Below are 14717 nucleotides of genomic sequence, written 5' to 3'. Positions count from 1 at the left end.
GGCTGAAACTCCGGTCGCTTTCCGGACGGCGGAGGAACGACGGTGAGCGAAGCGGTAGTAGTCGCTGATACGCGAACCCCGCTGTTCTTCGTGAGCTATTCACGTCCGCAGATCCGGCGCGCCGGTAACACCCCCCAGGAATACCTCTCGCGGTTCTTCGACGACCTCTCCACCCATGTCAGCGAGCTGGTCGGCCTGCCGACCGGGGTCGACCCCGGATTCATGGACAGCTCACTGGGCGGCGGTGAGCGTTGGACCCCCGAGTTGTTGCGCGCCGCCGGGACCTGCCAGGTGTTCATTCCGTTGGTGTCCAGCTCGTTCATCAGCAGCACCTGGTGTGCCATGGAATGGCATGCCTTCGCGCGGCGTCAGATCGAACCACGCGTCCCGGGCAGCTCCGCGCACGAGACGGCGATCGTGCCCGTCAACTGGTCACCGACCACCGAGGCGTCGCTGCCGCCGAGCATTCGTGCCATCCAACGGTTCTCGCCGACCGCGTTACCTGATGACAACACCGTCGCGCGCCAGTACGAGCAGGAAGGGGTCTACGGCTTGCTGACCATGCAACGGGAGCAGGCGTACCGCGCGGTGGTGTGGCGTCTCGCCCAGCGGGTGGTGGCGATCCATCGGGCCTATCACGTCCACCCGCTGGTGCCCGCGGGCATCGATGAGCTGCGCACGCTCTTCACCGAGGAGGCAGCCGCATGACGCCGCTCACCGCCGAGGGGCGGGCGCCGACTCGCCAGACCTACTTCTTCCTGAGTTACGCGCATTCGGCGCCGCTGCTGGGTGCCCGCACCGACACCGACGTCTGGGTCGACCGGTTCTTTGCGGATCTGTCGGCGGAGGTGGGTCGGCTGGTGTCCCCGCGGCCGGGCGTGGAGATCGGTTTCATCGACCAGTCCATCCCACCGGGCGCCGACGTGAAGGCGGCCCTGGCGGACGCCATCGGCGCAGCCCAGGTGTTCGTGCCGCTCTACTCGCCGGGCTACTTCAGCAGATCATGGGCGCTGGGCGAGCAGGAGTCCTTCCTGACTCGGCTGCTCCGCGCGGCCGGGGAGTCGGCGTCCCAGGTCGTGCCGGCCGACCACGTGGTGCCGGTCCTCTGGATCCCGGTGCCCAGTTGGGAGGAGCATCCCGAACTCGACGCGGCGCTGGATCTGGGTCGGGACGTGCCCGAGTACGCCGAGAACGGCATGCGTGCGCTCTGCATGCTCGGCGCGTACCAGCAGCCGTACCAGATCCTGCTCGGGCGGCTGGCCCGGCGGATCGTGGAGCCCACCCAACGCGTCTGGCTGCGTCCGTCCCGGGCGCCGACGCTCGACGTGTCGCGGCGGATCGCGGCCAACCCGGACTTCGTGGTGACGGTGCTGGCACCCACCCGGGACCGGCCGCCCGAGGGTCGGGAGGCGTCCTGGTACGCGGAGCGCAGCCGGCTCTGGCGTCCCTTCGGGGCCCGGCAGGAGCTTCCGGTGGCCGAGTACGCCGCGAGCATCGCCGAGCGGCTCGGACTGTCGGTGCACACGAGTGACTTCGCCGACGCCGGGGACCTGCTCGAGATCCGCCCCGGCGCCCTTCTGATCGACCCGTGGTTCACCGAGCTTTCCGGCGGTGTACCCGCTCTGCGCGCCGCCGCGCGGGCACTGCCGCCGTGGGTGGTACCGCTCGTGGTGACCGACGCCGACGACCCGCGCGACGCGCACCGCGGCGCCGACCTGGCGCGGCTGGTCCTGGGCGTGCTGCAGGACGCGGGCGCGACGCGAGCGCGGTGGGTCGGGCGGACGGACGAGTTCGCGGGTCTGATGCCGACAGTGGTGACCGAGGCCCGGCGGCTCTACCTGAAGCACGGCGCGGTGTTCCCGGCACCGGGGCCTGTTACCCGGCCGCCCAGCCTTCGCAACCCGACCCCGTCATCGTTCGAAGCCCCGGAGATGCCCGATGAGCACTGAGCGCGACGGTCAGATAGTCACCTTCTACTCGTTCAAGGGCGGAACGGGCCGGACGATGGCGCTGGCCAACGTCGCGTGGATCCTCGCTGCCAACGGCAAGCGGGTGCTGGTCACCGACTGGGACCTGGAATCGCCAGGGCTGCACCGCTTCTTCCACCCCTTCCTGGACGTGTCGACGATCGGCGGCACGGCCGGGGTCGTCGACCTGATCCGGGACTACGAGTCGGAGACCATCCGCGAGGCGGTACGGCCGGAGGGCTGGGTGGAGCAGTTCGCCCGGGTCAACCGGTACGCCTTCTCCCTGGCCTGGGAGTTTCCCGGCGGCGGCGGGTTGAACTTCCTCTCCGCTGGCCGGCAGAACGACGATTACGCCGTTTCGGTGAACGGGCTGGACTGGGACACCTTCTACCACCGGTTGGGCGGTGCGCAGTTCTTCGAGGCCCTCCGCGAGGACATGAAGCGCGAGTACGACTACACCTTGATCGACAGCCGGACGGGGCTCAGCGACGTCGCCGACATCTGCACCCTGCACCTACCGGACACCCTTGTCGACTGCTTCACCCTCAGCGACCAGGGCATCGAGGGTGCCGCTCAGGTCGCCAGAACCGTCGCCGTGCACCCCTCGCGCCGCGGCATTCGGATCCTGCCGGTGCCGATGCGGGTCGACCAGGCGGAGAAGGAGAAAGCCGACGCCGGGCGTGCCCTCGCGATGCACCGCTTCGCCGGTCTGCCCACCGGGATGACGGAGGAGGATCGGCGCCGCTACTGGGCGGCGGTGGAGGTGCCGTACCGGCCCTTCTACGCGTACGAGGAGACGTTGGCGACCTTCGGCGACACGCCGGGCTCGCCCACATCGCTGCTGGCGGCGTTCGAGACGCTGACCGCGCAGTTGACCAACGGCGAGGTGCACGCGATGCCGCCGATGGACGAGTCGGTGCGCGAGCGGGAGAAGGCCCGCTTCCGGCGTCGCCACAAGCTCCCCGGCGACGACCTCATGCTCCGCTACGCACCGGAGGACGCGGTCTGGGCGGAGTGGATCGAGAAAGTGCTCAGCTCGGCGCAGATTCGCGTCGTCGACGGAACCCAGCCGATCGAGAGCGGCGCCCGCCCGCCGGCCCGTACGCTGACCATTCTCTCCCCTGCCTACGTGGCCCTGCCCCCCGCCGCGTTGCCTCCGCGGGACCCGACCGTCGACACCACTCCGCTCGCGGTCTACGTGAGCGATCTGCGGCCACTCGCGGAGTTCGCGGTGGCCTCCTCGACCCAACTGGCCAACATCACCGCGGCGACCGCCGCTGAGCGGCTACTGCGGCTGGTGGGGGGCCCGTTACCGCTCCGCCTCGAGGGCCAGGTGGACGGCGGCCTGCGTTTCCCGGCCGCCGAGCCGGCCGTCTTCGAGGCCCCGAACCGCAACGCGCGGTTCACCGGACGGGAGAATGAGCTGGCCCTCCTGCGCCGACGCCTGACCGGACCGGTTGCCGTGCCGGTCGCATTGCAGGGGATGGGTGGGGTCGGCAAGACCGAGCTGGCCCTGGAATACGCGCATCGGTTCAAGTCCGCCTACGACGCGGTGCTGTGGATTTCCGCTGGCGCTACGGAGTCGATCGGCGCCGACGTGGAGAAGTCGCTGGCGGCCTTCGCCGACCGGCTCGGCGTCGGTGGCAACCCGGACCAGGCGGACAACGCACGCGCGGTGCTGGAGGCGTTGGGGCGGGGTGAGCCCGGGCGGTGGCTGTTGGTGATCGACAACGCCGAGGAGATCGACCCGTTCAAGCGATTCCTGCCGCGCGGCGGGCACGTGTTGCTCACCTCGCGCAACCAGGGTTGGGGGGAGCGGGCCACGCTGATCCAGGTCGACGTCTTCGCCCGTAAGGAGAGCGTCGCCCACCTGCAACGTCGGGTGCCCACCCTCACCGAGCAGGAGGCGGACCGGATCGCCGACGCGCTCGGGGACCTGGCGGTGGCGGTGGCCACCGCCGGCGCCTACCTGGCGGACACCGGTACCTCGGTCGACGCGTACCTGGAGCAGATCGAGCGGCAAGGTCCCAGCGCCCTCTCCGTGGAGGCCACCTGGGATCTTTCGTTGGCGCGGCTGCGCGCCCAGTTCCCGGCGGCCTACCGGCTGTTGCAGCTCTGCTCGGTGCTGGCCCCCGAGATAGACCTGGGTCTGCTCTACAACGACGAGATGGTGAAGACGTTGGCGCCGTTCGATCCCGCCGTGTCGGAGCCCATGATGATCGGGCGGCTGGTCCAGCGGATCAACCGGTCGGCGCTCCTCACGATGAACATGTCCGAGCAACGGATCCTGGTGCACCGGTTGCTCCAGGCGGTGGTCCGGGGCGGAATGACCCCGGACGAGATCGCCGACACCCGACACCGGGCGCACCTGGTGCTGGGCAAGGCGTGGCCTGGCGGTGACGCCGACGATCCGCGTACCTGGGACAGGTTCCGCAGGCTCTGGCCGCACATCGAGGCCTCGGGCGCGATGGGCAGCAAGGACGAGTCGGTCCGGGAGCTGATGATCGACCGGGTGCGGTATCTCTGGCGTCAGGGAGAACTCGACGCGGCGAACGCGTTCGCCAAGGAGGTCGACGCGGTCTGGTCGAAGCGGCGGGATCGCCTCTACGGCACCGAGGAACTCGCCACGTTGCGTCGGCAGTTGCTGCACCTGCGCTTCAACCGTGCGAACGTGCTGCGGGCGCTCGCCCACTACGTCGAGGCCCACAAACTGGACCAGGAGACTCACGAAGCGCAACGGGCGCTGCTGGGTGACAGGCATTCGCACACCCTGATGACCGCCGGCAGCCTGGGTGCCGATCTGCGCGCCCTCGGCCGCTACACCGACGCGATCGAGCGTGATCAGGAAACCTACGACGCGTGGAGTGAGGAGTTCGGCGAATACCATCCACGCACGCTCTTCGCGGCCAACAACCTCGCACACTCCTATCGCCTGGTGGGCGACTTCCGCTCGGCGCGCCGTCGGGACGAGGCGGTGTTCCAGCTCCGCCGGCAGGTGCTCGGCCCGGAACATCCGTACACAGTGCACTCGGCCGCCCAGTTGGCACGCGACCTGCGGGAGGCCGGTGAGTACGCCAACTCGGCCAAGATGCTGCGCACGGTGCACGAACAACTCGCCAGCCTGAAGGAGATCGGCAGCGAGGCGGGGGACACGCTGAACGCTCAGGTCAGTCTCGCGGTGTCGCTGCGGAGCGCGGGCCAGTTGGCGGAGGCAGCCGCACTGCTCGACGCGGCGTACCCGGTGCTCGAGGAGAAGTTCGGGCGGGACAATCCCGAAACGTTGATCTGCCAGGCGGCGCTGGTCGCGAATCTGCTGGCACTCGGCGAGACCGAACGCGCGGTGGCCGAGGCGACGCAGGTGGCAAGGATCTACGAGCAGCGGCTAGGGGCCACCCATCCGCACACCCTCGGTGCGTTCAGCAACCTCGCCGTGGCGCAGCGGGCCGTGGGCCGGGTTGCCGAGGCTCGCGCGACTGCCGAACGGGCGGCCGTTGCCCTGCGCGAGGTGCTCGGCCCGGACCACCCGCACACCCTCGCCGCTGAGGAGAACCTCGGGATCTGCCTCGCCGAGGAGGGGGACCGGGACGCCGCGCTCGATCACCTCCGCGCAACCGCCGAGCGTTGGCTGGCCGCGTCCGGTTCCCGCCATCCGGACGCCCTGCGGTGCCAGGCGAACCTGGCGCTCGTCGTGCGCGAGAACGTGGGCGACCGGCCGCCGACGGCCGCCCCGGTCGTCTCGTTGGGCGAGGTCGTCGGGGCCGACCACCCGGGCGTGCGGGCGCTGCGGGACGGGCGCCTGGTCGCCCGGATCATCGACCCTCATCCGTTCTGAGCCCGTACGACACCAGGCCGGGCCCACCGCGTCCCCACGGAGCATGCCGATGAACAACGATCGCGAAGGCCAGGTCGTCACCTTCTACTCGTTCAAGGGGGGAACGGGTCGGACGATGGCGCTGGCCAACGTGGCCTGGATCCTGGCGGCCAGCGGCCGTCGGGTGCTCGTCGCCGACTGGGACCTCGAGTCCCCCGGTCTGCACCGCTTCTTCCATCCGTTCCTCGACGCCGAGGCGATCCAGGGCGCCAGCGGCGTGATCGACATGATCCGTGACTACGAGTGGGAGACCACCCGGGTCGACGAGCGGCCGGACCGCTGGATGGAGCAGTACGCCCGGCTCGGGCGGCACACGTTCCCGCTGCGCTGGAACTTCCCCGGCGACGGCGGTCTCGACTTCCTCTCCGCCGGCCGGCAGAACAGCGACTACGCCGTCTCGGTGAGCGGGCTGGATTGGGACAACTTCTACAACCGGCTGGGCGGGGCGCAGTTCTTCGAGGCGATGCGGGCGGACATGAAGCGCCAGTACGACTTCACCCTGATCGACAGCCGGACGGGGCTCAGCGACGTCGCCGACATCTGCACCCTGCACCTGCCCGACACCCTTGTCGACTGCTTCACCCTCAGCGACCAGGGCATCGACGGCGCGGCCCGGGTGGCGCACTCGGTCCGGGACCGGTACCGGCGGCGCGACATCCGGGTCCTGCCGGTGCCGATGCGGGTCGACCAGGCCGAGAAGGAGCGGGCGGAGGCGGGTCGCCTGCTGGCCATGCGGCGGTTCGCCGGGTTGCCGGCCGGCATGACCGAGGCGGAACGGCGGCGTTACTGGGCCGCGGTGGAGGTGCCGTACCGACCGTTCTACGCGTACGAGGAGAAGCTGGCGACGTTTTGTGATCCGCCCGGCTCGCCGACGTCACTGCTGGCCGCGTACGAGACGTTGACGGGGATTCTCACCGACGGCGCGGTGACCGCGCTGCCGCTGATGGACGAGTCGGTGCGGGAGCGGGGGGAGGCCCGTTTCCGCCGCCGCACCGAGGCGATCGACGACGAGATCATGCTGCGGTACGCACCGGAGGACGCCATCTGGGCCGAGTGGCTGGAGCGGGTGCTCAACTCGGCGGGGCTGCGGGTGGTGGAGCCCACGGCCAGCGTCGGCGTCCCCGCCCCGCGCACGCTGACGGTGGTCTCATCGGCCTACCTGGCGACGTCGTCCAATGCTCTGCCCGACCGGGACCGGAGCACCGGTGCCACCGCCCTGGCCGTGTACGTCGCCGACCTTCGTCCGCTGGCGGAATTCCAGTCGCAGAATTCCACCAACCTGGTCAACGTGAGCGCCGCGACCGCCGTGGAGCGGGTGTTGCGGCTGTTCGGCCGGCCGGTGCCGCCCTCGGCGGACGGCCCGGCGGGCGGGAGTGCCCGTTATCCCGGCACCGAGCCGTTGGTCTTCAACGCCCCCAACCGGAACGCGCGCTTCACCGGCCGGGAGGACGACCTGGCGCGGCTGCGCGCGCAGTTGCGCAGCGGCGGTACTGCGGTGGTGCTGCCGGTCGCTCTGCAGGGCATGGGTGGCGTCGGTAAGACGCAGGTGGCTCTGGAATACGTCCACCGGTTCAAGGCCGCGTACGACGTGGTCTGGTGGATCGTGGCGGACCCGCCGCAGTTCGTCGACACCGCCCTCGCCGACCTCGCCGCTCGTCTCGGCATCCTCGCCGGGCCGACCCTGCCCGACACGGTCCGGTCAATGCTCCAGGTGCTCGGGCGCGGTGAGCCGTACGAGCGGTGGCTCATCGTGTTCGACAACGCCGAAGAGCTCGACCAGATCGAGCCCTTCCTGCCGCAGGGCCCCGGGCACGTCCTGCTGACCTCCCGCAACCGCGCCTGGGGTGACCGGGCGAACTCGATCCAGGTGGACGTCTTCGACCGCACCGAGAGCGTGGCGCACCTCGCCCAGCGGGTGCCCACTATCAGCGCCGAGGAGGCGGACCGGGTGGCCGAGGCGCTCGGCGACCTGCCGATCGCGGTGGCCGCGGCGGGGGCCTGGCTCGCCGACACCGGCACGTCGGTCGCCGACTACCTGCGCCAGATCGAGCGGCACGGACCTAGCGCCCTGTCCGTGGAGGCAACCTGGGACCTGTCGTTGAACCGGTTGTCCGAGCGGGCGCCCGCCGCGTACCGGCTGTTGCAGCTCTGCTCGGTGCTGGCCCCGGAGATCGCCCTGGAACTCATCTACAGCGACGAGATGGCGGCTGCTCTCGTGCCGTTCGACCCATCGGTGTCGGAGCGGCTCGTGCGCGGCGCCCTGGTTCAGCAGATCAACCGCCTGGCACTGCTGAAACTGGACGTTCAGGGCGGTCGGGTCCAGGTGCACCGGCTGTTGCAGGCGGTGGTCCGCGACCGGATGACCGACGACGAGATCACCGCTGCCCAGCACCAGGTGCACCTGGTGCTGGCCGCGTCCCGGCCCCGTGGCGACGTGGACGACCCGACCACCTGGGCTCGGCTGCGCATGCTCTGGCCGCACCTGGAGGTTTCCGAGGCGCTGACCTGCCCGGACGAGTCGGTGTGTCAGCTGCTGATCGACCGGGTGTGTTATCTGTGGCAGCGCGGCGGTCTGGAGCAGGCCGACGCCTTGAGCCAGGAGGTGGACGAGACCTGGTCCGCTCGGCTCGGCGACACGCACGACGAGGGCGAGGCGTCGGTGCTGGGCCGCCAACTGCTGCACCTACGGTTCAACAGGGCGAACATCCTGCGCAGCCTGGGCCGGTTCAACGAGGCCCGGGACCTGGACGAGGCGGTGCTGGCCGAGCAGAGCCGGCTCCTGGGCCCGCTGCACCCGCACACCCTGATGACCGCCGGCAGCCTCGGCGGTGACATACGGGCGCTCGGCCGCTACGCCGAGGCCCTGGAACGGAACCGTTCCACCTACGCCTCCTGGCTCCAGGTGTTCGGCGAGGACCACCCACGGACGTTGACCGCGGCAAGCGACCTCGCCGTCTCGTACCGGCTGGTCGGCGACTACCGGTCGGCCCGTCGCTGGGACGACGAGGTGCATCAGCGGCGGCGGCTGGTGCTCGGCCCGACCCACCCGGGCACCCTCGTCTCCGCCATGCGCCTCGGCATCGACCTGCGGGAAGCTGGCGAATACGAGAGGTCGGCCACCCTGCTACGCACTGTGTACGACACGTACTGCGAGGTGCTCGGGCCGGATGACGGCCAGAGTCTCGTCGCCCAGATCAACCTGGCGGTGTCCCTGCACAGCTGCGGGCGGGGCAGCGAGGCCGCGCCAATGTTCGAGACGGCGTACCGCGAACTCGACGAACGCTTCGGCCCGGACAACCCCGGCACTGTGGCATGCCGGGCGAGCCGGGCGGCGAATCTGCTGGCCGTCGGCGATGCGGCTCAGGCGCTGACCGAGATGAACGCGGTGACCGAGGCGTACGAGTTGGGTCTGCGGCTCGGCCGGGAGCACCCGTGCACCCTGGCGACGTTGACCAACATCGCCGCGGCTCAGCACGCGCTCGGCCGCAGGTCGCAAGCCCGTGCGTCGGCTGCCCGGGCGGCCACTGAGTTGCGCAAGGTGCTCGGCCCCGACCACCCGCACACCCTCGCCGCCGAGGTGAACCACGCTGTGTGTCTCGCCGAGGAGGATGACCGGGTGTCGGCGTCGGACCTGCTGCGAGAGACCGCCGCGCGGCTGTCGGCGGTGCTCGGCGCGGACCACCCCGACACGCTGCGTTGCCTCGGTGATCTTGCCCTGGTGTCGAGGCACGTCGGCGGCGGCGCTCCCGTGGAGGACGTCGGGGCGGTGGCGGACCGGCTGGCCGAGGTCATCGGCCCGGAGCACCCCAGCGTGCAGGACCTGCGCGAAGAGCGGCTCATCGTTCGGATGATCGACCCGCACCTGTTCTGATCGAAGACGCCAGTCCGGGTCGGGCGCGCCAGCCGGGGCCGTCGACCCTCACCACGGGTCGCCAGGTCGCCGGGTCGACGCCGCAGGACCGGACAATGCCGGTCGGAGGTCCCCCCGGACCGGGCCGCTACCCTGGTAGCCCGAGGGGAAGGGGCACCAACAGGGTGGCTAGGACCTACAACGTCGTCACGTACGGCTGCCAGATGAACGTGCACGACTCCGAACGCATCTCCGGCCTGCTTGAGCAGGCGGGATACGAGCGTGCACAGGCTGGCGACGACACCCCGGACATCGTGGTCTTCAACACCTGCGCGGTGCGGGAAAACGCGGACAACCGGCTCTACGGCAACCTCGGTCGGCTGCGCCCGGTGAAGGACAAGCACCCCGGGATGCAGATCGCGGTCGGCGGCTGCCTCGCCCAGAAGGATCGGGGCGACATCGTCCGCAAGGCCCCCTGGGTGGACGTGGTCTTCGGCACCCACAACATCGGCGCGCTGCCGGTGCTGTTGGAGCGGGCCCGGCACAACGCCGCAGCCGAGGTGGAGATCCTGGAGTCCCTCGACGTCTTCCCGTCCACGCTGCCCACCCGCCGCGAGTCGACGTACGCCGGCTGGGTGTCGATCTCGGTGGGGTGCAACAACACCTGCACGTTCTGCATCGTGCCGGCGCTGCGCGGCAAGGAGAAGGACCGACGCCCCGGCGACATCCTCTCCGAGGTGCGCGCGCTCGTCGACGAGGGCGTGCTGGAGGTGACCCTGCTCGGGCAGAACGTCAACTCGTACGGCGTGGAGTTCGGCGACCGGTACGCGTTCGGCAAGCTGCTGCGGGCCTGCGGCGACATCGACGGGTTGGAGCGCGTCCGGTTCACCAGCCCGCACCCGAAGGACTTCACCGACGACGTGATCGCGGCGATGGCCGAGACGCCGAACGTCTGCCACTCGCTGCACATGCCGTTGCAGTCCGGCTCCGACGAGGTGCTGCGGGCGATGCGCCGGTCCTACCGCTCCGAGCGCTACCTGGGGATCATCGAGAAGGTCCGCGCGGCGATGCCGGACGCGGCGATCACCACTGACATCATCGTCGGCTTCCCCGGTGAGACCGAGGCCGACTTCCAGCGCACCCTGGACGTGGTCCGGGAGGCCCGGTTCTCCTCGGCCTTCACCTTCCAGTACTCGAAGCGGCCCGGCACCCCCGCCGCGACAATGGACGACCAGTTGCCCAAGCAGGTCGTGCAGGAGCGCTACGAGCGGTTGATCGCCTGCGTCGAGGAGATCACCTGGGCGGAGAACAAGCGCCTCGTCGGTGAGACCGTCGAGGTGCTGGTCGCTGTCGGCGAGGGCCGCAAGGACGAGCGGACCGGCCGGATGTCCGGTCGGGCCCGCGACGGTCGACTGGTGCACTTCGCGACCGAGACCGCCGACGGGGAGTCCCTCGCTGGGCAGATCCGGCCGGGGGACATCGTGCACACCACTGTCACGTACGCCGCGCCGCACCACCTGAACGCCGACGGACCGCCGGTGGCGCACCGTCGCACCCGGGCCGGTGACGCGGCCGAGGCGGGTCGCTCCCCGCGTACCCCTGGGGTGTTGCTCGGTCTGCCGACGATCGGCGCACCGCCGGTCGCGCCCGCTCCCGTCGCTGGCTGCGCCACCCACTGACCGCACGGGTGGGGCCCCTCGACGAGGGGCCCCTCCGTGGTCAGACGGTGATCTTGCCGGCGCCGGCGCCCGCCGTCACGATGGACTTGACGTTGCTCGCGGTGTCCAGCTGGTAGGAGTACGGGATGCTGGCCACGCTGCCGCCGGCCTGGCCGGTGGGTGAGTTGACGAAGTGGTTGTTGCGGGCGACCAGGCGGCCGGGCCCGGAATCCCCCTCACCGAGGTGGTACGGGTCGTCGACGTTCTCGAAGTAGTTGCCCTCGACGAGCACGCCGGCGTTCTCGGTGGACGCCACGCCGTAGCCGCCGTTGGCGCGGTAGTAGTTGTTGTAGACGTGCACCGGGTTGCCGAAGCGCACCCGGGGGTTGCGCTGGTTGCTGCCGTCGAACCAGTTGTGGTGGTAGCTCACCCGCAGGTGACCGACGTCCTGGCTGGCGTTGTCGTCGCTGTGACCGAGCAGCATGGTCTTGTCGTGGCTGAAGACCCGGTTCCACGAGACGGTGACGAAGTCCGAGCCGCGCTTGATGTCGACGGCGCCGTCGTACCCGTTGCTGAAGCTGTTGTGGTCGATCCAGATGTTGATGGCCGACTCCTGCACGTTGATCGCGTCGTCGTTCCAGTTGCGGAAGGTCAGGTTGCGGATGATCACGTTGCGGTCACCGCTGACGTTGAGCCCGCAGCCGACGATGGTCGCGCCGTAGTTGCCGAGGATGGTCTTGTTGGACCGGACCCGCAGCATGCCCGAGCAGGTGATCGTTCCGGACACCCGGATCACCGCGGCGCCGGTCGCGTTCAGCGCGCTGGTCAGCGCGGAGGCCGTGGTGACTGTGGTGGTGGCGGCGTTGCCGCCACCGGTGGTGCCGCCGTTCTGGGTGGCCCAGCCGACCAGTGTCGACGGCGGCTGCGTGCTGGGCGGGGGAGTGCTCGACGGTGGCGGGTCGGTCGGCGGCGGCGTGGTCGGTGCGGTGCTGCCGGTGCAGGCGACGTTGTTCAGGCTGAAGCTGCTCGGAGCCGGGTTGCTAGAGCTGTTCCAACTCGCGTTGAAGCCGAACGTGGCGCTGGCGTTTGTCGCCAGGTTGCCGTTGTAGTCGACGTTGGTGGCGGAGACCTGGCTGCCGCTCTGCGAGGCGGTGGCACCCCACGCCTGGCTGACCTGTTGACCGGCCCCGTAGGACCAGCGCAGCGTCCACCCGGAGACCGGGTCGCCGAGATTGGTGACGGTGACGTTGCCGGTGAATCCGCCCGGCCACTGGCTGGCGACCGAGTAGGCCACCTGGCAGCCGGCGGCCGCCTGGGCGGACACGGAGGTCAACAGCCCGGCGGTGACCAGTGTGGCGGTGGCTGCGGCCGTGGTGGCGATCAGCGTCATTCGACGCCGTCCTGTGCGCATGCTGCTTCCTTTCGGTGAGGCGGACGGAGGTGTCGCGACGCCCATGCCCGTGGGCGGCGAATCTCGGCCGGGACCAGTGGTCCTCGGGCCCGCCAGTGCAGGTTCGTGAAGGAAAGCGGCTCCCGCGCTCGCGCCCACCAACAAAGAGGCAAGCGCTTTCCCGATAAAAACATAGAAGACCCTGAATGTAAATGGCCGGGACGGCCGATGCGCTGCGCACCGGCCGTCCCGGTGGCTGCGTGCCGGCCGTCCCGGTGGATCAGCAGCCGGTGCCGCTGAGTTTCACAGTGCCCGGCGCGCTGGCCGTGCCGTTGGCGGTGAAGCCCACTGTGACCGACCCGCCCGCCGGCAGGGACGGGGCGTGACTCGGAGCCGCCGCCGTGACAGTCGTACCGGACTGCGTGACTGTGGCGTTCCAGCCACTGCCCAACGTCACCCCGGACGGCCAACTCCAGGTGACCGACCACGGGTTCACAGCGCCAGAGCCGGTGTTCTTCACCGTCAACTCGCCCTGGAAGCCGCCCTGCCAGGCGTTGACCTGCCGGTAGGTGGCCGTGCAGGCGCCCGCCGGCGGATCCGTCGGCGGGTCCGTCGGCCCACCGGTCGGCGGCCCGCTGGTGCCGCCACCGGACGGCGCGATCAGGTACGGCTGGAGGATCGCCTGCTTGGCGGTGTTGACATTGGTCCAGTCGTCAAGCGCGATACCGCCGGTGTCACCCGAGTTGGGGTTCCACGACCAGTAGGTGAAGGACATCCCGGTCACCCCGGTCCCGGTGTACGCCATCAGCTTCTCCAGCCACACCTTGTCCTTCGGGTCGACAAGGGTGCTGCCGAACTCGCCCATCATGATCGGGGCGATGTTCTGCTTGTAGAGGTAACCGAAGTACTTGTCCCAGATGGCCGGCATGTTCGCCGGGTAGTCCGGGGCGTCGAACCAGGTCTGCCGGTACACCGAGGTGGCGTACTCGTGCGGCGAGTAGACCAACCGGTTCGCCACGCTCAGCCGCACCGGGAACTGACCCGCCTTCGACAGGTTGCCGCCCCACCAACCGCAGTCCTCGTCGTTGCTGGTGTCGCCGTCCCAGACGTTGGAGAGGCCACCACTGGGGCAGCTCACCCCCTCCACGAAGATCAACCAGTTGGGCTGGACACCGAGGATGGCGTTCCCGGCCCGCTCGGCGGCGAGCCGCCAGTCCCGGGTGGTGTCGCCACAGCCCCAGCACGCACCGGTGGCCGCCGGGTTGGTTCCCTCCGCGTGCGGCTCGTTGTGCAGGTCGGCGCCGATCACCGTCGGGTTGCCCGCGTACCGTTGGGCGAGCATCTTCCAGTCGTTGATCCAGGTCGCCTCGGAAACCGTCGACGTGTACCAGAGCGGTGACTGCCCGGCCGCCGTCGGCCGGTGCCGGTCCAAAATGATCCGCATGCCCTTGCTGCCGGCATAGTTGATCACCTTGTCCAGGATCTGCAACGGCGACAGCCCGATCAGGTCCGGGTTGACGAAGTCGTTGATCCCACTCGCTGTCGCACCCGACTTCAGCGCGTCGTTCGAGTACGGCACCCGCAACGTGTTGTAACCCAACCGGGCCATCGTGTCGAGCTGTCCCCGCCACGGGTTGTTCGACCACAGCCCGTGGAAGGTCTTGTTGTCGGTCTCCATGCCGAACCAGTTGATGCCGGTCAACCGGACAGTCGCACCGGTGCTGTCAACGATCTGGTTGCCGCTGGTGTGCAGGTAACCCGTACCGGTACCGGCGGCGACGGCCGGGCTGGTGCTGACGGCAGCGGCGAGGAACACGCCAGCCGCGACGGTGACGAGCGCGGTGAGCGCGCCGCCGAGAGCTTTAGGACGGAACAATTCGAGCTCCACTTCGGAGGTCCGACGTCGTCCAGAAACGACGCCGGCGGGCGGCCGTCGGCACGTCACGGTCCCCAGGGGTACGCGGACAGCACACAACGGCCC

Annotated in this window: 7 protein-coding genes; 5 read left to right on the top strand and 2 right to left on the bottom strand. The window is 69.9% G+C overall.

Going from position 1 to position 14717, the window contains the following annotated elements:
- Positions 1–90: 90 nt before the first annotated feature.
- The 5 genes from AB0K35_RS16870 to miaB all read left to right on the top strand — a co-directional run bounded on the left by AB0K35_RS16870 (position 91) and on the right by miaB (position 11367).
- Entirely contained in the window at positions 91–708 is a 618-nt protein-coding gene (locus AB0K35_RS16870) for a TIR-like protein FxsC (RefSeq protein ID WP_363886060.1), read from the top strand.
- Positions 705–1949 (top strand): TIR-like protein FxsC, encoded by a 1245-nt coding sequence (locus AB0K35_RS16865; protein ID WP_238671814.1) that lies wholly within the window; start codon positions 705–707, stop codon positions 1947–1949. Before AB0K35_RS16870 ends, AB0K35_RS16865 begins: the two co-directional genes overlap by 4 nt.
- Positions 1939–5799, top strand: coding sequence for an FxSxx-COOH system tetratricopeptide repeat protein (fxsT, locus tag AB0K35_RS16860; RefSeq protein WP_238671815.1), 3861 nt, complete (start codon positions 1939–1941; stop codon positions 5797–5799). Before AB0K35_RS16865 ends, fxsT (AB0K35_RS16860) begins: the two co-directional genes overlap by 11 nt.
- Positions 5800–5848: 49 nt before the next feature.
- Positions 5849–9709, top strand: coding sequence for an FxSxx-COOH system tetratricopeptide repeat protein (gene fxsT / locus AB0K35_RS16855; protein WP_363886057.1), 3861 nt, complete (start codon positions 5849–5851; stop codon positions 9707–9709).
- 164 nt (positions 9710–9873) lie between these two features.
- A complete protein-coding gene (gene miaB, locus AB0K35_RS16850) occupies positions 9874–11367 on the top strand; it encodes a tRNA (N6-isopentenyl adenosine(37)-C2)-methylthiotransferase MiaB (protein ID WP_308193577.1) in 1494 nt (497 codons plus the stop codon).
- A 40-nt stretch (positions 11368–11407) separates the two neighbouring features.
- Here miaB and AB0K35_RS16845 read toward each other — a convergent pair whose 3' ends face one another.
- Positions 11408–12757 (bottom strand): cellulose binding domain-containing protein, encoded by a 1350-nt coding sequence (locus AB0K35_RS16845; RefSeq protein WP_363886055.1) that lies wholly within the window; start codon positions 12755–12757, stop codon positions 11408–11410.
- 259 nt (positions 12758–13016) lie between these two features.
- Entirely contained in the window at positions 13017–14612 is a 1596-nt protein-coding gene (locus tag AB0K35_RS16840; protein ID WP_238671974.1) for a cellulase family glycosylhydrolase, read from the bottom strand.
- Positions 14613–14717: the final 105 nt, after the last annotated feature.

Origin of the sequence: Micromonospora sp. NPDC053740, from assembly GCF_040677775.1 — a bacterium.
Lineage (GTDB): Bacteria > Actinomycetota > Actinomycetes > Mycobacteriales > Micromonosporaceae > Micromonospora > Micromonospora alfalfae.
Note: the sequence above shows the minus strand (reverse complement) of the source record. Positions and strands in the feature narration are given on the sequence as shown.

Coding starts and splice junctions, on each gene's coding strand:
- AB0K35_RS16865 (WP_238671814.1), top strand. CDS start 705: ATGACGCCGCTCACCGCCGAGGGGCGGGCGCCGACTCGCCAGACCTAC.
- fxsT (WP_238671815.1), top strand. CDS start 1,939: ATGAGCACTGAGCGCGACGGTCAGATAGTCACCTTCTACTCGTTCAAG.
- fxsT (WP_363886057.1), top strand. CDS start 5,849: ATGAACAACGATCGCGAAGGCCAGGTCGTCACCTTCTACTCGTTCAAG.
- AB0K35_RS16845 (WP_363886055.1), bottom strand. CDS start 12,757: ATGCGCACAGGACGGCGTCGAATGACGCTGATCGCCACCACGGCCGCA.